The sequence below is a fragment of the unidentified bacterial endosymbiont genome, assembly GCF_918797525.1.
In the GTDB taxonomy this organism is placed as follows: Bacteria; Pseudomonadota; Gammaproteobacteria; order Enterobacterales; family Enterobacteriaceae; genus Enterobacter.
On the sequence record NZ_OU963893.1, the window covers coordinates 603,509 to 623,615 of the forward strand.

Genomic DNA, 20,107 nt, shown 5'->3' on the forward strand with positions numbered 1-20,107 from the left:
GCCCGTGATTATGCCCGATTTTCACCGGGCATTTTTATCGTTAGAACAGCTCGTGCGTCTCGCCGTTATCAATAATTTCTGTACCCACTTCATGCACCGCCTGCGTGGTTGGCTGCGTGCCTTCAATGAAATACTCTTCACGGCTGTTACCCCCGCTGGCGAGCTGCCCGGTGCTACGGTCGATATTGACCGTAACAATGCCCGGCGGCGGCGTCAGTGGCTGCTCAGGGACACCGTCAAGAACCGATTTCATGTAAGCATCCCACGCGGGCTGTGCGCTCTTCGCGCCGCCTTCGTAACCGGAAATCTGATCTTTGATAGCGCCAGAGGCGGTTGTACGGCCCAAATTACGACGGTGATCGTCAAAGCCGATCCAGACTGACGTCACCACACCCGGGCCGTAACCGGAGAACCACGCATCTTTCGAACTGTTGGTTGTCCCGGTTTTACCGCCGATGTCACGACGCTGCAAATCACGCCCTGCTCGCCAGCCGGTACCTTGCCACCCCGGTTCACCAAAGATATTGCTGTTCAGCGCGCTCTTAATCAGGAATGCCAGCGGCGTGTTGATCACATGCGGAGCGTACTCCTGGGCGCCGCTCTGCGCCACCAGGGCCTGGTTAGCCTGTTCCAGCTGAGGCTGAGGCGCGACGATGTTTTTCTGCTCTGCGGAAAGGGCAACGTCTTCCATATCCCTGTTTTCAAGCACGTTAGATTTTTGCGTATCGCCGTAAATCACCGGAATATCGCACTCGGGGCAGGCAATTTTCGGGTTTGCTTCGAACAGAACACCGCCCTGGTCGTTTTCGATTTTACTGATGTAGTGCGGGTCAATCAGGAACCCGCCGTTGGCCATCACCGAGTATCCTCGCGCCACCTGAAGCGGCGTAAAGGAGGCGGAGCCTAACGCCAGCGATTCGGTGTGTACGATATTCTGCGCCGGGAAGCCGAAGCGCTGCAGATACTCTGCCGCATAGTCGACGCCCATCGCACGCATTGCACGCACCATCACCACGTTTTTAGACTGCCCCAGACCCTGACGAAGACGGATTGGACCTGCGTACTGTGCCGGAGAGTTCTTCGGCTGCCAGTCAGAACCCGCCCCCGCATCCCAGCGAGAGATAGGCACGTCATTGAGTATGCTGGCAAGGGTCAACCCTTTATCCATCGCGGCGGTGTACAGGAACGGTTTAATATTCGAGCCGACCTGTCGCAGCGCCTGAGTCGCGCGGTTAAACTTGCTCTGGTTGAAATCAAACCCCCCCACCAGCGCCATCACCGCGCCGTTTTGTGGGTTGATAGACACCAGCGCGGAGTTAACGTCGGGGACTTGCGCCAGCCACCAGGCATCATCCACCTTACGCACCCAGATTTGTTGTCCGGTCTGCACGACGTCGGTCACTTTACGCGGCGTTGGCCCTTGCAGGGTGTCTGAACGATACGGACGCGCCCAGCGCATTCCGTCCATGCCCAGGGATACCGAGGTTCCATCTGCCATTATCACTACGGCTTGCTGAGGATCGGCCTGGGTTACTGCCGCTGGCCGCATGGGACCATAGGTTGGCAACGATTTCAGCGAGCGGATGATTTTTTGGCTGTCCCATGCGCTTTCACCCACTTTCCACAGCACGTTTGACGGGCCGCGGTAGCCGTGACGCATATCGTAGTCCATCACGTTATTACGTACCGCCTCTTGTGCCGCCTGCTGCACCTTACGAGTGACGGTAGTGTAAACGCGATAACCATCTTCATAGGCGTTTTCACCGTAACGACCCACCATATCCTGGCGGACCATTTCCGTGAGATACGGTGCAGAGAAGGCGATTTCAGGCGCATGGTAATTCGCGTCGATGACATCGCTACGCGCCCTATCGAACTCGCTCTGGCTGATATAGCCTTCGCTCAGCATACGGGACAAAACAACATTACGGCGTGCTGTGGCGCGATCGAGCGAGAAGAGCGGGTTAAACGTGGATGGCGCTTTAGGCAGACCGGCAATGGTCGCCATTTCGCTCAGCGTCAACTGTTCGACAGGCTTACCGAAGTACACCTGTGCGGCAGCGCCTACGCCATAGGCGCGGTAGCCCAGATAGATCTTGTTGAGATACAGCTCCAGGATTTCATCTTTACTCAGTAACTGCTCAATGCGGATCGCGAGGAATACCTCTTTGATCTTACGCGTCAACGTCTTCTCAGGGCTGAGGAAGAAGTTACGCGCCAACTGCTGGGTAATGGTACTTGCTCCCTGAGAGGCGTGGCCCGAGAACAGCGCTACGCTTGCAGCACGGAAAATCCCCACCGGGTCGACACCGTGGTGCTCGTAAAAACGGCTGTCCTCGGTGGCGATAAAAGCTTTCACCATAACGGGCGGAACGTGTTCTAAGGTCAATGGGATACGGCGCTTTTCGCCATATTGCGCCATTAATTCGCCATCGGCGCTATAGACCTGCATAGGGATCTGGAGCCGCACATCACGAAGCGTGGCGACATCGGGTAGCTGTGGCTCGATATATTTGTACAAACCATAAATCGAGCCTGCTCCCAGCAGAATGCAACAGACTGCAAGGATTAATAAATACTTTACGAACTTCACCGGAGATTTCCCATTTGGTTTCACTTGGGCAGTTTCTAAACAATCGCGCGGTAGTATAAAGGCAAGCCTGAATCATTGATATAGCCGTCACTCTGACGGGCGATAAGGAGATCGTGAAGCATGGCTTTCAAAACATGGCAAACAGGTGTTCATATTCAACAAGATAAGGTTCTGATCGTTTCACTGGCGCGGGAAAAAAAGAGCTGGCGCTTATGCCGTTGGTGGGCTGTTCCCCTGGCGGAAGGCATTATCCGTGACGAGAAAATTTGTCAGCCAGAACGCCTGGTTGATGCCTTAGGCGACTGGCGAAGGAGATTGCCGCACCACCACCGGGTGTTTCTCTCTTTTCCTGCGGCGCGCACCCTGCAAAGAACCCTCCCTCGCCCCGCACTCGCGCTGCGCGACAGCGAGCAACTCACATGGCTAGGCGCGGCGCTCTCTCGTGAACTGGAGATGCCCGCGGATGCCCTGTGCTTCGATTACGCGCAGGACACCTTTAGCAACACATTTCATGTCACCGCCGCGCAAAACAAAGAGGTGGACGCGCTTTTAACGCTGGCGAAAACGCTGCGGTTGCGGCTGGCGACGATTACGCCGGATGCCGGGGCGTTGACCAATCTCCTTCCCGCGGTAGCGCCTGCGCAATGCGTTGCCTGGCGTGATGAGCACCAGTGGCTGTGGGCCATGCGACACCAGTGGGGGAGACGTTTTACCACCGAAGCGGAAACCGTCAATGAGCTGGCGGCTCTGCTGGCCCTTACGCCGGATGACATAGCCCTGTTCGATCGGCAGCGAAATCCGTGGGAAATAGTGGACCGCTGTCAGCCGCCGCTGCCTGAATGCGGGGCTGATTATACCGTCGCGCTGGCGCTGGCCATGAGCGAGGTGCCTGAATGAGCATGACAAATTTCATCCCATGGCGAAAGCAACGGCGCCTGCGCTGCCTGCGTTTTTGGGGAGTACTGTCTGGTGCGGCGCTGTTATTGCTGCTGACGGTGTTGGGGTTACTGAGGATGGACAATGCGCTAGAGCTGCGCGCCCGGCAAACACAGCAGGCGGGCGCGCAAACCGTGCAGAAGGTGCTGGTTGCCCGCCAGAAACAGGGAGCGCAAGCGCCGATACCCACGCATACGGCTTCACTGCAGGCATGGCAACCGGTACTGGAATCGCTATCAGCAACGATTCCGGCTCAGGCCTGGCTAACTGAGCTGCGCTATCAGCCCCCTTCGCTGATGGTTATTGGGTATGCCACGGCGCTTTCTGCTCTTTCAACCTTTCGTGATGCCCTCAGGGGCGTGACGGGGTTCACGCCCGGGCTTACCGGTGAACTTCAGCAGCTAAGCCCGGGGCGCTGGGCGTTCACTTTTCAGCTTCTGCAGCAGGAGTGACGCGTGGATACCCTGTTTGAGCGCTGGTGCGAAAGCCGCCTTGGGTGGCGCGTGCTCGGTTGGTGCCTCGGTGTTGTCATGCTGAGCATGATGTTATGGACAACGTTGCTAAGACCGGTACAAAAGCAGCGTACTGCACTGCAACTGCAACTGACCCGCACCGAAAGGTTCAATGCATCGTTATGGCCTGCCGCCAGTAAGGTTTTACCCCCGGCTATTACCCCCGTCCGGCTGGCGGTGCAACCTTTTTCCCCGCTGGATTTTCAGTCCAGCGATGCCCGGCTGGTTCAGTGGAAACCGCTTTCAAGCGGAGGAGAGCTAACGCTGGATGCTGACTGGCAGGCGGTCCCGGCTGTTTTTTCCCGATTAGCACAACGGAATGCGCGGGTGATGGCGTTCTCCCTTACACCCCAGGGCGCGAAGTTACGCCTGCGCGTTCAACTGGAGCAAGACCATGCGCAATAGCGTGCGATCCCTGCTGGTTTGCTCAGCGCTGTTAATGACCGGGATGCGCGATCCGTTTCATCCCCCTGCTGACCCCTGCGCCATTGAGGCTCTGTCGCAATGGCGCTATCGCGGCATGGTGGAGGGAGCCGGAAAGGTGGGGATTGTGCAGGATGGTCAAAAACGCTGGCATCGCCTGAAACAAGAGGATCGGCTGGCGGTGGGCTGGCGGGTCATGGCGATAAATGAAACGGAGCTGGTGGTTGATGTGGGTGAAACCTGTGAACCGCAACAATGGACGTGGCAACAAGAAGGAGCGAAGAAAAATGGGCGTAAGGATAATACTGGTGCTGGCGCTACTCAGCCCCCCGCTGTGGGCCGCCGCGCCGAAGCCGGTCACGCTGGTGGTGGATGATGTCCCGGTGGTTCAGGTGTTACAGGCGCTGGTGGCGCAGGAGAACCGTAATCTGGTGGTGTCGCCGGATGTGAGCGGCTCGCTGTCGCTCAACCTGACGCGTGTCCCGTGGCGGCAGGCGCTACAGACGGTTATCACCAGTGCCGGACTTATTCTGCGCGAAGATAAAGGCATTTTTTATGTCCATACCGCAGCCTGGCAACGTGAACAGCGGGAACGTCAGGAGCAAGAGCAGGCCCGGCGACAGCTTGACGCGCCGCTCATCTCTCACGCCATTTCCTTCGCTTATGCCGATGCCGGAGAGTTGCAAAAAGCAGCGGAAAAGCAGCTGAGCCCAAAGGGCAGTTTGTCTGTCGATAAACGGACCAACCGCCTGTTGGTGCGCGATAACCAGACGGCGTTGAATACACTTCAGCGCTGGGCCGCGCAAATGGATATTCCGGTTGAACAGGTTGAACTGGCGGCACATATTGTGACTATCACTGAAAAAAGCCTGCGCGAGCTGGGCGTGAAATGGAACCTCGCCGAAGCCACACAGGCGGGTAATATTGGACAGGTCACCACGCTCGGTGCCGACCTGTCCGTTGCTAACACCACCACGCATGTGGGTTTTAACATTGGGCGCATCAACGGCAGGCTGCTGGACCTTGAGCTCTCGGCGCTGGAGCAAAAGCAGCAGGTAGACATCATTGCCAGCCCCCGCCTGTTGGCCTCGCATATGCAGCCAGCCAGCATCAAGCAGGGCAGTGAAATCCCCTACCAGGTCTCCAGCGGTGAGAGCGGCGCGACGTCTGTTGAATTTAAAGAGGCAGTACTGGGGATGGAGGTGACCCCGGTTGTTTTGCCGGGCGGCCGCGTGCGTCTGAAATTACACATTAGCGAGAATATGCCCGGACAGGTGCTCCAGCAGGCCGACGGCGAAACCCTGGCTATCGATAAACAAGAGATAGAAACCCAGGTGGAGGTCAAAAGTGGAGAAACGCTGGCGTTGGGCGGGATCTTCTCGCAAAAGAACAAAACCGGCAGCGACAGCGTGCCGGGGCTGGGGAGAATCCCCTGGATTGGGCAACTTTTTCGCCATGACGGAAAAGATAACGAACGGCGTGAACTGGTGGTGTTTATTACGCCGCGTCTGGTCGGTATTCATTAAAGGTTAACGATCCCTGCTACGATTTTTCCTTCAGTTTGTTGCAGATGTTTGACGTGAGGCATGAATTAGCATACAAGGAGTACCGATTTGAGTTGGGCTGACGAACGTCTTATAACCTTACGCGTCTGGAATGGTGATTTAATCAGTTGCCAAACAAGCCGTAGTATTGAGATAATTTTTAGTCTGACTCTCGCTCAATTGCATATGAGGTTTCAGTTCATGTCCTGCTACGCTGGTGTCTGCGAAGCGGGGATTACCATTAACGAATAGTCTTAGTAGTACCGAAAAAATGGCAGAGAAACGCAATATCTTTCTGGTTGGGCCTATGGGTGCCGGCAAAAGCACTATTGGGCGTCAGTTAGCTCAACAACTCAATATGGAATTCTACGATTCTGATCAAGAGATTGAGAAACGAACCGGAGCTGATGTGGGCTGGGTCTTCGACGTTGAAGGCGAGGACGGTTTCCGTGATCGAGAAGAAAAAGTGATCAACGAACTCACGGAAAAACAGGGCATTGTGCTGGCAACTGGCGGCGGCTCTGTGAAATCTCGCGAAACCCGCAACCGTCTCTCCGCCCGTGGCGTAGTGGTCTATCTTGAGACGACCATTGAAAAACAGCTCGCACGCACGCAGCGCGATAAAAAGCGCCCGCTGCTGCAGGTTGAAACGCCGCCTCGCGAAGTCCTGGAAGCCCTGGCCGGTGAACGCAATCCTCTGTACGAAGAGATTGCTGATGTGACCATTCGTACCGACGATCAGAGCGCAAAAGTGGTTGCAAACCAGATTATTCATATGCTGGAAAGCAACTGATTCTGGCTTTATATACACTCGCCTGCGGGTAAAAGCATTTAAGGTGGATGTCGCGTCATGGAGAGGATTACAGTTACTCTCGGGGAACGTAGTTACCCTATCACCATCGCGGCTGGTTTGTTTAACGACCCAGCTTCCTTCTTACCACTGAAAGCGGGTGATCAGGCTATGCTGGTCACCAATGAGACGCTGGCTCCGCTTTATCTCGACCGTGTTCGTCTTCTGCTTGAGCAGATGGGCGTAAAAGTCGACAGTGTGATTCTGCCCGATGGCGAGCAGTATAAAAGCCTGACGGTACTGGATACCGTCTTTACCGCATTACTCCAAAAACCGCATGGTCGCGATACAACACTGCTTGCCCTTGGCGGCGGTGTGGTGGGCGATCTTACGGGGTTTGCTGCAGCAAGCTATCAACGTGGCGTACGTTTTATCCAAATTCCCACCACGTTGCTGTCGCAGGTCGACTCTTCTGTTGGCGGAAAAACGGCCGTCAATCATCCCCTTGGGAAAAACATGATTGGCGCGTTCTACCAGCCAGCATCGGTGGTAGTGGATCTCGACTGTCTCAACACCTTGCCAAAACGTGAGCTAGCTTCAGGCCTTGCTGAGGTGATCAAATACGGCATCATTCTTGATGGCGAGTTTTTTCACTGGCTGGAAGAGAATATTGATGCGCTGCTACGTCTTGACGGCCCTGCGCTGGCGTACTGCATTCGCCGTTGCTGTGAGCTGAAAGCGGAAGTTGTCGCCGCAGACGAGCGTGAAAGCGGCTTACGTGCTTTACTCAATCTGGGGCATACGTTTGGTCACGCCATCGAAGCCGAGATGGGCTACGGCAACTGGCTACATGGCGAAGCGGTGGCTGCCGGAATGGTTATGGCAGCGCGTGCGTCTGAACGGCTGGGACAGTTCACCTCTGAAGAGACAACGCGCATCACTGCCTTGCTTGAGCGTGCTGGCCTGCCGGTAGCAGGGCCGCAGGAGATGTCGGCAAACGCCTATTTACCCCACATGATGCGTGATAAAAAAGTATTAGCAGGCGAGATGCGTCTTGTGCTCCCGCTTGCAATAGGGAAAAGTGAAGTGCGCGGCGGAGTGCCGCACGATGTCGTTCTTGGCGCTATCGCTGACTGTCAGCGGGCGTAACAATTAGAAAGGTCAGGCCACTGTAACCCGTGGTCGTTTAGCTTCAGGCGAAATGCAAAGTCGTTAGCATAAGCCTTTGAGTGGGGTGTTAAATGGATGAATTCAAACCAGAAGACGAGCTGAAACCCGATTCCGGCGATCGTCGTACTGGTCGTTCTCGTCAATCTTCAGAACGTGATAACGAGCCGCAGATCAACTTCGATGATGTTGAACTGGAGGCAGACGATCGTCGCCCTGCACGCAGCCGCAACGCGCGTGATGAGCGAGAAGAAGAGGATTATGAGTCCGGAGACGATTCAATAGACGAAGAGCCTGTAGAGCGTCGCCCGCGTAAACGTAAAAAAGCCGTAGCGGCGAAACCGGCCTCCCGCCAGTACATCATGATGGGGCTGGGCGTGCTGGTACTGGTGCTGCTGATTGTCGGCATTGGTTCCGCGCTGAAAGCACCGTCAACGAATTCCACCGAGCAAAACCCTTCTGCCGGGAAGAGCATCAACCTTTCTGGTACCGATGCGGCCGATCAGGCGAATGGCGCACAGCCTGCGCCGGGTACGACCTCCGCTGAGCAGACCGTCGGCAACCCAACGACGCCTCAGGATGTCTCTCTGCCACCAGTCTCTGCCAACCCGGCTCAAAGCCAGCTACCTGTAACGCCAGAGGGCCAGCAGCGTATAGAGGTTCAGGGCGACCTGAATAATGTGCTGACCCAGCCGCAGAACCAGGAGCAGGTAAATAACGTCGTGGTTAACTCCACGCTGCCAACAGAACCTGCCACTGTCGCTCCGATTCGTGGCGGTAGCGCGCAACCGCAGGCTACAGCAACCGAAACCAAACCACGCCAGACGCAAACGACGCAGCGTCCGGAACGTAAGCAGGCGGTGATTGAGCCTAAGCGTGAAACCAAACCTCAGGCAGTGGTAAAAGCGCCTGAAGGGAAGGCGGCGACGCAACCGAAACGTACCGAAACGCCAGCGACCCAGACTGCGCCGAGAGCCACGGCGACCACTACGGCCCCGGCAGCGACAGCCGCCCCAGCGGCGAGTGCGTCCAGTGCAGCAGCAGGGAAAACGGCGGGTAACGTCGGTTCTCTGAAATCTGCGCCGTCCAGCAACTACACGCTGCAGCTGAGCAGTTCGTCTAACTATGACAACCTTAACGGTTGGGCGAAGAAATCGAACCTGAAAAACTATGTGGTGTATCAGACGACGCGTAACGGACAACCATGGTATGTGCTGGTGAGCGGTGTTTATGCTTCTAAAGATGAAGCGAAACGTGCCGTTGCAACACTGCCCGCCGACGTTCAGGCGAAGAACCCGTGGGCGAAGCCGATTCATCAGGTTCAGGCCGATCTGAAGTAATGTTTAAAGCGCAGGATGCTGTCGGAGCTTTCTCCACAGCCGGAGAAGGTGTAATCAGTTAGTCAGCATGAAAAAAAATCGCGCTTTTCTGAAATGGGCAGGGGGGAAATACCCCCTGCTTGATGATATTAAAAAGCACCTGCCGAAAGGCGAGTGTCTAATCGAGCCCTTTGTGGGGGCGGGTTCGGTATTCCTGAATACCGATTTTTCTCGTTATATTCTGGCGGATATCAACAGCGACCTTATTAGCCTTTATAACATCGTCAAGCTGCGTACCGACGAGTACGTTGATGAGGCGCGTAAGCTGTTTACGCCTGAAAATAACCAACCGGATGCTTACTACCAGTTCCGCGCTGAGTTTAATCAGAGCAAGGATCCGTTCCGCCGCGCGCTGTTGTTCCTCTATCTGAACCGTCATGGCTACAACGGCCTGTGCCGGTATAATCTGCGGGGAGAGTTTAACGTCCCCTTTGGCCGCTATAAGCGCCCGTATTTTCCGCTGGCCGAGCTGCATCACTTCGCGCAAAAAGCGCAGAATGCCGAGTTCCATTGCCTCTCCTATGAAGAGTGCATGGAGCAGGCAGACGCCACGTCGGTAGTCTACTGCGATCCGCCTTACGCGCCGCTTTCAGCGACGGCGAATTTTACCGCTTATCATACCAACAGCTTCACACCGGCCGAGCAGGCCCGTCTGGCTGAAATGGCAGAAAAACTGGTCAGTAAAAGAATTCCGGTGTTAATTTCGAATCACGATACCCCTGATACGCGCGAATGGTACAAAGCCGCGAAGCATTTTCAGGTCAAAGTGCGGCGTAGCATTAGCAGCAACGGCGGCACACGTAAAAAGGTGGACGAACTCCTGGCTCTTTATCGCCCCTGAGCCGTTTTGCCCGCCGGTACACACATTTCAAGGAGATGCGGATGAAACAGTTTTTGATTGCTCCCTCAATTCTGTCGGCCGATTTTGCTCGCCTCGGTGAGGATACCGCCAGCGTGCTGGCGGCTGGCGGAGATGTCGTCCATTTCGACGTTATGGATAACCACTACGTGCCCAACCTGACCATCGGGCCGATGGTGCTTAAGGCACTGCGTGATTACGGAATTAGCGCACCGATTGACGTCCATCTGATGGTGAAGCCGGTCGATCGCCTCGTGCCGGATTTTGCCGCCGCCGGCGCGAGCATCATTACCTTCCATCCGGAAGCCTCCGAACACGTTGACCGCACGCTGCAGCTTATCAAAGAGAATGGCTGTAAAGCGGGTCTGGTCTTCAACCCGGCAACATCGCTGAGCTATCTCGACTACGTGATGGATAAGCTTGACGTCATTTTGCTAATGTCCGTTAACCCGGGCTTTGGCGGTCAGGCATTCATCCCTCAGACGCTCGATAAACTGCGGGAAGTACGCCGCCGTATTGATGAATCTGGCTACGACATTCGTCTCGAAGTGGACGGCGGTGTGAAGGTGAGTAACATTGGTGAAATTGCCGCAGCGGGCGCGGATATGTTCGTTGCAGGCTCAGCCATCTTCAATCAACCAGACTACAAAACAGTTATTGATGAGATGCGCAGTGAACTGGCAAAGGTAAGTCATGGATAAATTTCAGGCAATCCGGGGGGTAGCATTTGACCTCGATGGCACGCTGGTCGACAGCGCGCCGGGCTTAAGCAGCGCCGTCGACCAGGCCCTGTATGCCCTTGAACTCCCCGTTGCGTGTGAAGAACGCGTTGTGACGTGGATTGGTAACGGCGCCGATGTTCTGATGGAACGCGCCCTGGCCTGGGCTCGTCAGGAACGTGCGTCACAACGTTCCGCGCAGGGTAAACCGAGCGTCGATCACGCCGATATCCCGCAGGAAGAGCAGCAGCGCGTTTTGCGTAAACTGTTTGATCGTTACTATGCAGAGACGGTGGAAGAGGGCAGTTTCCTGTTCCCGGACGTCGCACAAACGCTGAGCGTGCTTCATGCTAAAGGCATTCCGCTGGGGCTGGTGACCAATAAGCCGACGCCATTTGTCGCGCCGCTGCTTGAAACGCTGGGTATCGCGAAGTATTTCTCCGTGATTGTTGGCGGCGATGACGTGAAAAACAAAAAACCGCATCCGGAACCGCTTCTGCTGGTGGCAGGAAAATTATCCTTATCTCCTGCGGAGCTGCTCTTTGTGGGTGATTCACGCAATGATATTCTGGCTGCTAAAGCGGCGGGTTGTCCATGCGTTGGATTAACCTATGGCTACAACTACGGTGAAGCCATTACGCTCAGTGAGCCGGACGTTGTGTTCGACCACTTCAACGATTTGTTGCCCGCACTCGGGCTTTCGCACAGTGAATATCAGGAATTGAAAAATGACTAAGCCCATCGTTTTTAGTGGCGCACAGCCGTCAGGTGAATTGACCATTGGTAACTACATGGGTGCGTTGCGTCAGTGGGTCAGCATGCAGGATGACTACCATTGCATCTATTGCATTGTGGATCTCCATGCCATCACCGCGCGTCAGGATCCTGAGAAGTTGCGTAAAGCCACTCTGGATACGCTGGCGCTGTATCTGGCCTGCGGTATCGATCCTGAGAAAAGCACTATCTTTGTACAGTCTCATGTGCCGGAGCATGCACAGCTGGGCTGGGCGCTGAACTGCTATACCTATTTTGGTGAACTGAGCCGTATGACCCAGTTCAAGGATAAATCAGCCCGCTATTCTGAAAACATCAACGCCGGTCTGTTTGACTATCCGGTATTGATGGCGGCAGACATCCTGCTGTACCAGACTAATCAGGTTCCTGTGGGTGAAGACCAGAAGCAGCACCTGGAGCTGAGCCGCGATATCGCCCAGCGCTTTAACGCGATCTATGGCGAGGTGTTTAAAGTGCCAGAGCCGTTTATTCCGAAATCTGGCGCACGCGTGATGTCGCTGCTTGAGCCAACTAAAAAGATGTCCAAGTCTGACGATAACCGCAACAACGTTATCGGCCTGCTGGAAGATCCGAAATCGGTGGTCAAAAAGCTTAAGCGTGCGGTGACCGATTCCGATGAGCCGCCTGTTGTACGCTACGATGTGCAAAACAAAGCGGGCGTTTCCAACCTGCTGGATATCCTCGCTGGCGTGACCGGCCAGAGCATCTCTGAGCTGGAGCAGCACTTCGAAGGCAAGATGTACGGCCACCTGAAAGGCGAAGTGGCGGAAGCCGTTTCCGGTATGCTGACCGAGCTTCAGGCGCGCTACAACCGCTATCGCAACGACGAAGCTTTCCTGCAGAAGGTCATGAAAGAGGGGGCGGAAAAAGCCAGCGCACGCGCCTCTGAAACCCTGAAAGCGGTGTACGAAGCAATTGGGTTTGTTGCAAAGCCATAATGCACTTCCCTACAACAAAAAACCGGGGAACCCCGGTTTTTTTACACCTGAAAAACGCTCACTGCTCTGCTGCTGCTCCGCAACCACCGATGATCTTCGAAATGGAGATCGCCGGATGCAGCAGGTAATCATAGCTGCAGTTATTTTTGGTATTTTGAACGTGACCGGTGCAGGCCGTCAGAGTCGATAACAGGCCTACCAGAACGGCGGCTTTTGCCAGTTTGAACATACGCTATCCTTGTCATAAAACGAAATTGGGATGTAATACGCGAGAATAAATGGAAAAATTCCATTTCAGGGCAGTAGGTTAACGATGGCGGTAAGAGGGGAGTAGTCCGGTTACAGACTCCTCCCGGGAGGGCGGTTATGCGTTAGTAGCTGGAGAACCAGTTCAGTTTTTCACGCAGTTCAACCACGCGACCTACAACGATCAGCGTCGGGCTGTCGACCTGCTGCGCCAGTTCGCCTAACTGCGTCAGGACCCCGCTCACCACGCGCTGCTTAATGGACGTACCGTTCTCCACCAGCGCGACGGACATATCCTCATCCATGCCGTGCTCCAGCAGTTTCGCCTGGATTGTCGCGGCCTGGTTAAGCCCCATATAGAACACCAGCGTCTGCTTTTCGGCGGCGAGGTTGTGCCAGTCCAGTTCGCTGCCGGTCTTCAGGTGGCCCGTCACCAGACGCACGCTTTGGGCGTAATCGCGATGGGTCAATGGAATGCCAGAATAAGCGGAACAGCCGGACGCCGCGGTAATACCCGGCACCACAGAGAACGGAATACCCGCATTGCACAGGGTTTCCAGCTCTTCACCGCCGCGACCAAAGATAAACGGATCCCCGCCCTTCAGGCGCACCACGCGTTTCCCTTTTTGCGCTTCATGCAGCAGGATTTGGTTAATCTCTTCCTGCGGTACGCAGTGGTAGCCCGCGCGTTTGCCTACAAAGACGCGGTCTGCGTCGCGGCGCACGAGGTTCATGATGTCATCGGAGACCAGACGGTCATACACCACGATATCCGCCTGCTGGATCTGCTGCAGCCCTTTTAGCGTCAGTAATCCCGCATCGCCAGGCCCCGCGCCTACCAGCACCACTTCGCCACGGTTTTCCAGCGGTTCGGTGAGCAACTGCTCGGTCATCTCTTCAACCGCTTTGCTATCCTGATTCGCCAGCGATTGCGCCAGCCTGTCGTTCACGAAAAATTTCTCCCAGAAGCGACGGCGCTCGCCGACGGTGGCGAAGGTTTTTTTCACTCGAGAGCGCAGTTGGCCTGCATAGTGGGCAATCTGACCAAGATGCTGGGGCAGAACGGCTTCCAGTTTTTCACGCAGCAGACGAGCCAGAACGGGCGAGCGACCCCCGGACGATACCGCAATCATCAGCGGTGAACGGTCGATAATCGACGGCATGATAAAGCTGGCCTCTTTCGGCGCATCCACCACGTTGCAGAAAATACGCCGTGTCTCGCAGGCATCACTGACGCGCTGGTTTACCGCATCGTCATCGGTGGCGGCGATGGTGAGCCAGCAGGTATCCAGCAGCGATTCGGTAAATGCCCCCTGTACCAGCGTGAGCATCTCTTCCTGGGCCCAGACCTCAAACTGCGGGGCGAAGGCGAGGGCATTGACGGTGAGGCGGGCTCCCGCCTCCAGAAGCAGGCGTGCTTTACGTTCAGCCACATCGCCACCGCCCACCAGCAGGCAGTCGCGGTTGCGTAATTGACAAAAAATCGGCAGGTGATCCACGACATTACCTCACAGCATTGGTGGAGGGCTAAGAATTGACGTCAGGATAACAGCAGGGATCGCACAGAACATACGGTTTTTCCTGCCATTACCCATAAGGGGTCATAAGCCTTTCCTATAGGAAAGGCGGAGGGTTAGCCTTTCAACTGCACCTTACCGTCCTTCACGCGGACGTCGTAATGCTTCACAGAGTGGCTCTCATCTTCCATGCAGTGCCCGTCGCTTAAGCGAAAGCGCTGTTTTTTCAGCGGGCTGGCGACCCACAGTTCGCCCTGATGCTCCGCAATTAAGCCGCGGGAGAGTACGCTGGCCTCAAAGAACGGATCGATGTTACTGATGGCAAAGACCTGTTCGTCATCATGAGGACGGAAAATGGCAACCTGCCCGGCGCCCAGCAGAGCGCAGACGCCGGTTGCAGGCAGAATGTCGTGAATGTCGCAGATAGTGACCCACTGGCTCATACGTTTTCCTCCACCAGCGTCACTGGAATACGTTCGTAAGGCGTCGCTGGACGATGCTGTTCGCGCTCTGTCACCATCTGAACGTTCGGATCGCGCTGGGTGCTGTTGATAAAGTGCTTGAAGCGCGTCTGTGCGGCCGGGGTGTTCACGGTTTCGGTCCACTCGCAAATCACCGCCTCGCGCAGGCGTGCCATCTCGGCCTCGAGCTGTTGGTTCAGGCCCAGCGTGTCGTCAATGATGACCGACTTCAGGTAGTCGATACCCCCTTCCAGGTTATCGAGCCACGAGGCCGTACGGGTCAGCTTATCGGCGGTACGGATGTAGAACATCATAAAGCGGTCGAGGTAGTTCAGCAGGGTTTCGCGATCAAGATCCGCCGCCAGCAGGTCTGCATGGCGTGGTTTCATCCCGCCATTACCGCACACGTACAGGTTCCAGCCTTTCTCGGTCGCAATAATCCCCACGTCTTTCCCCTGCGCTTCCGCACATTCACGGGTACAGCCAGAAACGCCGAACTTCATTTTGTGCGGGGTGCGGATGCCCTTATAGCGGTTTTCCAGCTCAACGCCGAAGCCCACGCTATCGCCTACGCCATAGCGGCACCAGGTGCTGCCCACGCAGGTTTTCGCCATACGCAACGCTTTGGCATACGCATGGCCGGTTTCAAAGCCCGCTTCAATCAGTTGACGCCAGATGTCTGGCAGGTCGTCTTTCTGCGCACCAAACAGGCCAATGCGCTGGGAACCGGTGATTTTGGTATACAGATTGTATTCACGGGCGATACGGCCCACCGCGACCAGCCCTTCGGGGGTGATTTCACCACCGGCAGAGCGCGGGATAACCGAGTAGGTTCCGTCTTTCTGGATGTTCGCCAGGAAGTTATCGTTGGTGTCCTGCAGCGGCGTATGTTCTGGCTTAAGAACGTAGTCATTCCAGCAGGAGGCCAGCAGGGAGCCGACGGTCGGTTTACACACTTCGCAGCCGTAACCCTGGCCGTGTTTCGCCAGCAGTTCGTCGAAAGATTTTATGCCTTCCACGCGGAGCAAGTGGTACAACTCCTGGCGGGAGTAAGAGAAGTGCTCGCACAGGTTGTTGTTCACTTCAATGCCCTGCTTCGCCAGCTCGGCGTTTAGCACCTGAGTGACCAGTGGAATACAGCCCCCGCAGCCGGTACCGGCTTTGGTTTCGGCTTTCAGGGCCGCCACGGTGTGGCAACCTTTATTGATGGCAGAAATGAGCATGCCTTTGGTGACATCGAAGCAGGAGCAAATCTGCGCGCTCTCCGGCAACTTATCCACGCCAATGGACGGCTTGCCGCTGGAGGCGTGAGCGGGGAGGATCAGCGCGTCCGGGTTTTCCGGCAGTTCAATGGCGTTCAGCACCAGTTGCAGCAGGTTGCCGTAGTCGCTGGTGTCACCCACCAGAACCGCCCCGAGCAGGGTTTTATTATCCTGGCTTACGATCAGGCGCTTATAGACTTCTTTGTTTTCGTCGAGATAGACATAGCTGCGTGAGTTCGGGGTGCGGCCATGCGCATCGCCGATTCCGCCCACGTCCACGCCCAGCAGCTTCAGCCTGGCGCTCATGTCTGCGTCAGTGAAGGCGTTTTCGCGACCGAGGATATGGTCAACGGCGACCTGGGCCATTTTGTAGCCTGGCGCGACCAGACCATACACGCGGTTATTCCAGCTGGCGCATTCGCCGATGGCATAGATATCCGGGTCTGACGTCTGGCAGGCGTCGTTAATCATGATTCCGCCACGCTGCGCAACGGCCAGACCGCATTGGGTCGCTATTTTGTCGCGCGGACGAATGCCGGTAGAGAAGACGATAAAGTCCACTTCCAGCTCGCTGCCGTCGGCAAAGCGCATGGTTTTACGCGCTTCGGTACCTTCCTGAACGATCTCTTTGGTGTTTTTGCGGGTGTGAACTTTCACCCCCATGCTTTCGATTTTACGCCGCAGCTGATCGCCACCCATGTGGTCCAGCTGTTCGGCCATCAGCATCGGGGCAAATTCGATGACATGGGTTTCAACGCCGAGGTTTTTCAGCGCCCCGGCCGCTTCCAGACCCAGCAGGCCGCCGCCCACCACCGCGCCGCGCTTACTGCGTCGGGCACAGTTTTCGATGGCCTTCAGGTCTTCAATCGTGCGGTAAACGAAGCAATCCTGCGTTTCCGAGCCTTTAATTGGCGGGATCCACGGATAAGAGCCAGTCGCCATAATCAGTTTGTCGTAAAAAACCGTCCGTCCGGCGCTGGAGTGGATCACTTTTTCCTGACGGTTGATAGTGATAGCCCGTTCGCCCACCAGCACGTTTACGCCATGCTTCTCGTAGAATCCTTCACGCACCAGAGAAAGCTCTTCGGCGGTATGATGGGAGAAGTAGGAAGACAAGTGCACACGGTCGTACGCCATGCGGGGTTCTTCACAGAACACGGTAATATCGAAATGGGCGGCATCGGCCTTATCGAGAAGATCCTCAATAAAGCGATGTCCGACCATGCCGTTACCGATGATAGCGAGTCTGACTTTGCTCATTTTTGCCTCGATTTCTTTTTTATTACGTCCTACCTTATCGATTCAGCAACGTAGCTTATTGATGCAAATCAAATACGCTTTAGACTACCCCTTAGGTGGTAGATTACTGATTTATCAGGATTTTTATAAGTACTGGAAATCGCTGGCTTTTCCTCTTCGCCGGTTTTGTGTACAAATGAGCGTGCTAACGTGATGCGTGAGTGCGCCTGATTTTCAACTGTGTTTTCGGGAGAAAGGTATGTCTACCACACCGCTCTGGCTTGTCCAGAATGTTCGTTTACCGGGTCGGGAAGGGCGGTGGCAAATCGCCATTGAGGACGGTCGTTTTGGTAATATCACGCCAATGGACGCAACCCCAGCCGAGGTTCACGAGGTATTAAACGCCCGTGGAGGGCTGGCGATCCCCCCGTTCATTGAGCCGCATATCCACCTGGATACCACCCAGACGGCGGGCGAGCCGAACTGGAATCACTCCGGCACGCTGTTTGAAGGCATTGAGCGCTGGGCAGAGCGCAAGGCGCTGCTCAGCCATGAGGATGTGAAAGCCCGCGCATGGAAAACCCTGAAGTGGCAGATTGCGAACGGCGTCCAGTTTGTGCGTACCCACGTGGATGTCTCAGACCCGACCCTTACCGCTCTGAAAGCGATGCTTGAGGTGAAGCAAGAGGTCGCCCCTTGGGTCACGCTGCAAATCGTCGCTTTCCCGCAGGAAGGTATCCTCTCTTATCCCAACGGCGCGGCGCTGCTGGAAGAGGCTTTAACGCTGGGCGCCGATGTGGTCGGCGCGATCCCGCATTTTGAATTCACCCGCGAATACGGCGTGCAGTCGCTGCATATCGCCTTTGATCTGGCGAAGAAATATGACCTGCCGCTGGATATTCACTGCGATGAAATCGATGATGAACAGTCCCGATTTGTCGAGACGGTTGCCACCCTGGCGTATGAAGCCGGAATTGGCGCACGCGTGACGGCCAGCCACACCACCGCCATGCACTCCTATAACGGGGCATACACGTCACGGCTGTTCCGCCTGCTGAAGATGTCGGACATTAACGTCGTGGCTAACCCGCTGGTGAACATTCACCTGCAGGGGCGTTTTGACGACTATCCGAAGCGCCGCGGTATCACCCGGGTGAAAGAGCTACAGGAAGCCGGAATCAACGTCTGCTTTGGTCATGATGATGTGTTTGACCCGTGGTATCCGCTCGGCACTGGCAACATGCTGCAGGTGCTGCATATGGGGCTGCATGTCTGTCAGATGATGGGCTATGCGCAAATCGACAGTGGGCTGAATCTGATTACCCATAACAGTGCCCGAACCTTTGGCCTGCGTGATTACGGTATTGAGACGGGTAACCCGGCCAACCTGATTATTCTGCCGGCGGAGAGCGGATTTGAAGCGCTCCGCTGTCAGGTGCCAGTGCGCTGGTCGATTCGCCAGGGACGCATTATTGCTATCACGCAGCTGGCGCAGACATGGATCCAGATGGATAGCGGCGGAGAAGAGGTGAGCTTTGCCAGAAATAGCCCCTCTGCTGAGCGCAAAGGGGCATAAGGGATCAGTGAGATGACGCTGCTACGTTGTGCTGGCGGTGGCGGGTCATGAAGCCCAGAACGAAGCACATGATGAACACCCCGGCATACAGGACGTTAGCGGTATGCAGTGCAGCCAGCGGGCCGCTGTGCGCCACAATCGGGCCGGTGACGACGAAGGTCAACATGGTGCCGATGGTGCCGCAGGTCAGCACAACGTTAACCAGCTTCGGCGAGGCCACTTTAATCTGCAGAGAGCCGAGGGTAATAATTGAGGTATAAATTGCGCTGGAGAATAAGCCCAGGGTCAGAATGCGCTGCAAATCAAAGAAGCGCCTTTAAGGCGCTGAAAGCGGGCAGATAGTCGTCTCGAAAGTGATCCATTTATATCTTTTAGAGAAATAATAATGTTATTGCAGGTTTTTGTGTGATCGTCGTCACGCTATTGTGCGTGCTAACCAATCGTTTGCGCAGTAACAACTGTTTCAATTTCGTAAAATTAGGTAAAAGGCTGGTCTCCGTTCATACTGCTCTTTAGAATCAAGCCATTCGCTTTTTATACTGCGCTTTGTTAAGGAATTCTCATGCTCAAATCAACACTGGCGGCTGTCGCAGCTGTGTTTGCTCTTTCTGCCGTTTCCCCTGCTGCGCTGGCAGCAAAAGGAGATCCTCACGTCCTGCTGACCACCTCCGCCGGCAATATTGAGCTGGAACTGAACAGTCAAAAAGCTCCTGTTTCTGTGAAAAACTTCCTCGACTACGTGAACAGTGGCTTCTATAACAACACCACTTTCCACCGCGTTATCCCGGGCTTTATGGTGCAGGGCGGCGGTTTTAACGAGCAGATGCAGCAGAAACAGCCTAACCCGCCTATCAAAAACGAAGCAGATAACGGCCTGCTGAACAAGCGCGGCACGATTTCCATGGCGCGTACCGCAGATAAAGACAGCGCCACCAGCCAGTTCTTCCTCAATGTGGCCGATAACGCCTTCCTTGACCACGGTCAGCGCGACTTTGGTTACGCCGTGTTCGGTAAAATTGTGAAAGGCATGGACGTGGCCGATAAGATTTCTCAGGTGCCGACCCATGACGTCGGTCCATACCAGAATGTGCCGTCAAAACCGGTGGTTATCCTCTCCGCGAAAGTACTGCCGTAATCTCCTCCTGTACGGG

The 20,107-nt window shown here is 55.5% G+C and carries 19 protein-coding genes and 1 pseudogene; 14 read left to right on the top strand and 6 right to left on the bottom strand.

Features of this window, described 5'->3' with window-relative positions; all coding sequences use genetic code 11:
* Nucleotides 1-40 precede the first annotated feature (40 nt).
* Nucleotides 41-2,593 (bottom strand): peptidoglycan glycosyltransferase/peptidoglycan DD-transpeptidase MrcA, encoded by a 2,553-nt coding sequence (gene mrcA, locus NL510_RS02740; protein ID WP_253381414.1) that lies wholly within the window; start codon nucleotides 2,591-2,593, stop codon nucleotides 41-43.
* A gap of 120 nt (nucleotides 2,594-2,713) precedes the next feature.
* Here mrcA and NL510_RS02745 point away from each other — a divergent pair, with 120 nt between their 5' ends.
* The 12 genes from NL510_RS02745 to trpS all read left to right on the top strand — a co-directional run bounded on the left by NL510_RS02745 (nucleotide 2,714) and on the right by trpS (nucleotide 12,655).
* Entirely contained in the window at nucleotides 2,714-3,490 is a 777-nt protein-coding gene (locus NL510_RS02745; protein WP_253381416.1) for a type IV pilus biogenesis protein PilM, read from the top strand.
* Complete coding sequence (locus NL510_RS02750) at nucleotides 3,487-3,981, top strand: PilN domain-containing protein (protein WP_253381418.1); 495 nt, start codon at nucleotides 3,487-3,489, stop codon at nucleotides 3,979-3,981. The genes NL510_RS02745 and NL510_RS02750 overlap by 4 nt, the downstream gene beginning before the upstream one ends.
* A gap of 3 nt (nucleotides 3,982-3,984) precedes the next feature.
* Nucleotides 3,985-4,446 carry a HofO family protein gene (locus NL510_RS02755; protein WP_253381420.1) on the top strand — a complete coding sequence of 154 codons (462 nt, stop codon included), beginning with the start codon at nucleotides 3,985-3,987 and terminating at the stop codon, nucleotides 4,444-4,446.
* The gene (locus NL510_RS02760; protein ID WP_253381422.1) at nucleotides 4,436-4,840 is read left to right on the top strand and encodes a HofP DNA utilization family protein; all 405 of its coding nucleotides are present in this window, start codon (nucleotides 4,436-4,438) and stop codon (nucleotides 4,838-4,840) included. Before NL510_RS02755 ends, NL510_RS02760 begins: the two co-directional genes overlap by 11 nt.
* Nucleotides 4,752-5,990: a DNA uptake porin HofQ gene (hofQ, locus tag NL510_RS02765; protein WP_253381424.1), complete on the top strand. Its 1,239-nt coding sequence runs from the start codon at nucleotides 4,752-4,754 to the stop codon at nucleotides 5,988-5,990. Before NL510_RS02760 ends, hofQ begins: the two co-directional genes overlap by 89 nt.
* 289 nt (nucleotides 5,991-6,279) lie before the next feature.
* Nucleotides 6,280-6,801 (top strand): shikimate kinase AroK, encoded by a 522-nt coding sequence (gene aroK / locus NL510_RS02770; RefSeq protein ID WP_064327732.1) that lies wholly within the window; start codon nucleotides 6,280-6,282, stop codon nucleotides 6,799-6,801.
* A gap of 57 nt (nucleotides 6,802-6,858) precedes the next feature.
* Complete coding sequence (gene aroB, locus NL510_RS02775) at nucleotides 6,859-7,947, top strand: 3-dehydroquinate synthase (protein ID WP_253381426.1); 1,089 nt, start codon at nucleotides 6,859-6,861, stop codon at nucleotides 7,945-7,947.
* Nucleotides 7,948-8,039: 92 nt separating this feature from the next.
* Complete coding sequence (damX, locus tag NL510_RS02780; RefSeq protein WP_253381428.1) at nucleotides 8,040-9,305, top strand: cell division protein DamX; 1,266 nt, start codon at nucleotides 8,040-8,042, stop codon at nucleotides 9,303-9,305.
* 67 nt (nucleotides 9,306-9,372) lie between these two features.
* Nucleotides 9,373-10,185, top strand: a complete 813-nt coding sequence (gene dam, locus NL510_RS02785) for an adenine-specific DNA-methyltransferase (protein ID WP_253381430.1) — start codon at nucleotides 9,373-9,375, stop codon at nucleotides 10,183-10,185.
* Nucleotides 10,186-10,226: 41 nt separating this feature from the next.
* Nucleotides 10,227-10,904, top strand: coding sequence for a ribulose-phosphate 3-epimerase (rpe, locus tag NL510_RS02790; protein ID WP_253381432.1), 678 nt, complete (start codon nucleotides 10,227-10,229; stop codon nucleotides 10,902-10,904).
* Nucleotides 10,897-11,658, top strand: coding sequence for a phosphoglycolate phosphatase (gene gph / locus NL510_RS02795; RefSeq protein WP_253381434.1), 762 nt, complete (start codon nucleotides 10,897-10,899; stop codon nucleotides 11,656-11,658). Before rpe ends, gph begins: the two co-directional genes overlap by 8 nt.
* On the top strand, nucleotides 11,651-12,655 hold the full coding sequence (gene trpS / locus NL510_RS02800; RefSeq protein ID WP_253381436.1) for a tryptophan--tRNA ligase: 1,005 nt from the start codon (nucleotides 11,651-11,653) through the stop codon (nucleotides 12,653-12,655). The genes gph and trpS overlap by 8 nt, the downstream gene beginning before the upstream one ends.
* 58 nt (nucleotides 12,656-12,713) lie before the next feature.
* Here trpS and NL510_RS02805 read toward each other — a convergent pair whose 3' ends face one another.
* The 4 genes from NL510_RS02805 to nirB all read right to left on the bottom strand — a co-directional run bounded on the left by NL510_RS02805 (nucleotide 12,714) and on the right by nirB (nucleotide 17,401).
* On the bottom strand, nucleotides 12,714-12,884 hold the full coding sequence (locus NL510_RS02805) for a YhfL family protein (RefSeq protein ID WP_253381438.1): 171 nt from the start codon (nucleotides 12,882-12,884) through the stop codon (nucleotides 12,714-12,716).
* A gap of 142 nt (nucleotides 12,885-13,026) precedes the next feature.
* Complete coding sequence (cysG, locus tag NL510_RS02810) at nucleotides 13,027-14,400, bottom strand: siroheme synthase CysG (protein WP_253381440.1); 1,374 nt, start codon at nucleotides 14,398-14,400, stop codon at nucleotides 13,027-13,029.
* A 134-nt stretch (nucleotides 14,401-14,534) separates the two neighbouring features.
* Nucleotides 14,535-14,861, bottom strand: coding sequence for a nitrite reductase small subunit NirD (nirD, locus tag NL510_RS02815; protein ID WP_253381441.1), 327 nt, complete (start codon nucleotides 14,859-14,861; stop codon nucleotides 14,535-14,537).
* Nucleotides 14,858-17,401 (bottom strand): nitrite reductase large subunit NirB, encoded by a 2,544-nt coding sequence (gene nirB, locus NL510_RS02820; protein WP_253381444.1) that lies wholly within the window; start codon nucleotides 17,399-17,401, stop codon nucleotides 14,858-14,860. Before nirB ends, nirD begins: the two co-directional genes overlap by 4 nt.
* 238 nt (nucleotides 17,402-17,639) lie before the next feature.
* Here nirB and NL510_RS02825 point away from each other — a divergent pair, with 238 nt between their 5' ends.
* The gene (locus NL510_RS02825) at nucleotides 17,640-18,956 is read left to right on the top strand and encodes a cytosine deaminase (protein WP_253381446.1); all 1,317 of its coding nucleotides are present in this window, start codon (nucleotides 17,640-17,642) and stop codon (nucleotides 18,954-18,956) included.
* 4 nt (nucleotides 18,957-18,960) lie between these two features.
* Here the strand turns inward: NL510_RS02825 and NL510_RS02830 are convergent.
* Nucleotides 18,961-19,248, bottom strand: a pseudogene (locus NL510_RS02830) (MFS transporter TsgA); the annotation flags it as partial.
* 270 nt (nucleotides 19,249-19,518) lie between these two features.
* Here NL510_RS02830 and ppiA point away from each other — a divergent pair.
* The gene (gene ppiA / locus NL510_RS02835) at nucleotides 19,519-20,091 is read left to right on the top strand and encodes a peptidylprolyl isomerase A (RefSeq protein ID WP_023309471.1); all 573 of its coding nucleotides are present in this window, start codon (nucleotides 19,519-19,521) and stop codon (nucleotides 20,089-20,091) included.
* Nucleotides 20,092-20,107: the final 16 nt, after the last annotated feature.

Excerpts from the sequence above, each read along its gene's own strand:
- nirB (WP_253381444.1), bottom strand. The coding sequence starts at position 17,401 with ATGAGCAAAGTCAGACTCGCTATCATCGGTAACGGCATGGTCGGACAT.
- damX (WP_253381428.1), top strand. The coding sequence starts at position 8,040 with ATGGATGAATTCAAACCAGAAGACGAGCTGAAACCCGATTCCGGCGAT.
- ppiA (WP_023309471.1), top strand. The coding sequence starts at position 19,519 with ATGCTCAAATCAACACTGGCGGCTGTCGCAGCTGTGTTTGCTCTTTCT.
- gph (WP_253381434.1), top strand. The coding sequence starts at position 10,897 with ATGGATAAATTTCAGGCAATCCGGGGGGTAGCATTTGACCTCGATGGC.
- nirD (WP_253381441.1), bottom strand. The coding sequence starts at position 14,861 with ATGAGCCAGTGGGTCACTATCTGCGACATTCACGACATTCTGCCTGCA.
- trpS (WP_253381436.1), top strand. The coding sequence starts at position 11,651 with ATGACTAAGCCCATCGTTTTTAGTGGCGCACAGCCGTCAGGTGAATTG.
- NL510_RS02760 (WP_253381422.1), top strand. The coding sequence starts at position 4,436 with ATGCGCAATAGCGTGCGATCCCTGCTGGTTTGCTCAGCGCTGTTAATG.
- hofQ (WP_253381424.1), top strand. The coding sequence starts at position 4,752 with ATGGGCGTAAGGATAATACTGGTGCTGGCGCTACTCAGCCCCCCGCTG.
- NL510_RS02825 (WP_253381446.1), top strand. The coding sequence starts at position 17,640 with ATGTCTACCACACCGCTCTGGCTTGTCCAGAATGTTCGTTTACCGGGT.
- NL510_RS02750 (WP_253381418.1), top strand. The coding sequence starts at position 3,487 with ATGAGCATGACAAATTTCATCCCATGGCGAAAGCAACGGCGCCTGCGC.
- aroK (WP_064327732.1), top strand. The coding sequence starts at position 6,280 with ATGGCAGAGAAACGCAATATCTTTCTGGTTGGGCCTATGGGTGCCGGC.
- NL510_RS02745 (WP_253381416.1), top strand. The coding sequence starts at position 2,714 with ATGGCTTTCAAAACATGGCAAACAGGTGTTCATATTCAACAAGATAAG.
- rpe (WP_253381432.1), top strand. The coding sequence starts at position 10,227 with ATGAAACAGTTTTTGATTGCTCCCTCAATTCTGTCGGCCGATTTTGCT.
- dam (WP_253381430.1), top strand. The coding sequence starts at position 9,373 with ATGAAAAAAAATCGCGCTTTTCTGAAATGGGCAGGGGGGAAATACCCC.
- NL510_RS02805 (WP_253381438.1), bottom strand. The coding sequence starts at position 12,884 with ATGTTCAAACTGGCAAAAGCCGCCGTTCTGGTAGGCCTGTTATCGACT.
- aroB (WP_253381426.1), top strand. The coding sequence starts at position 6,859 with ATGGAGAGGATTACAGTTACTCTCGGGGAACGTAGTTACCCTATCACC.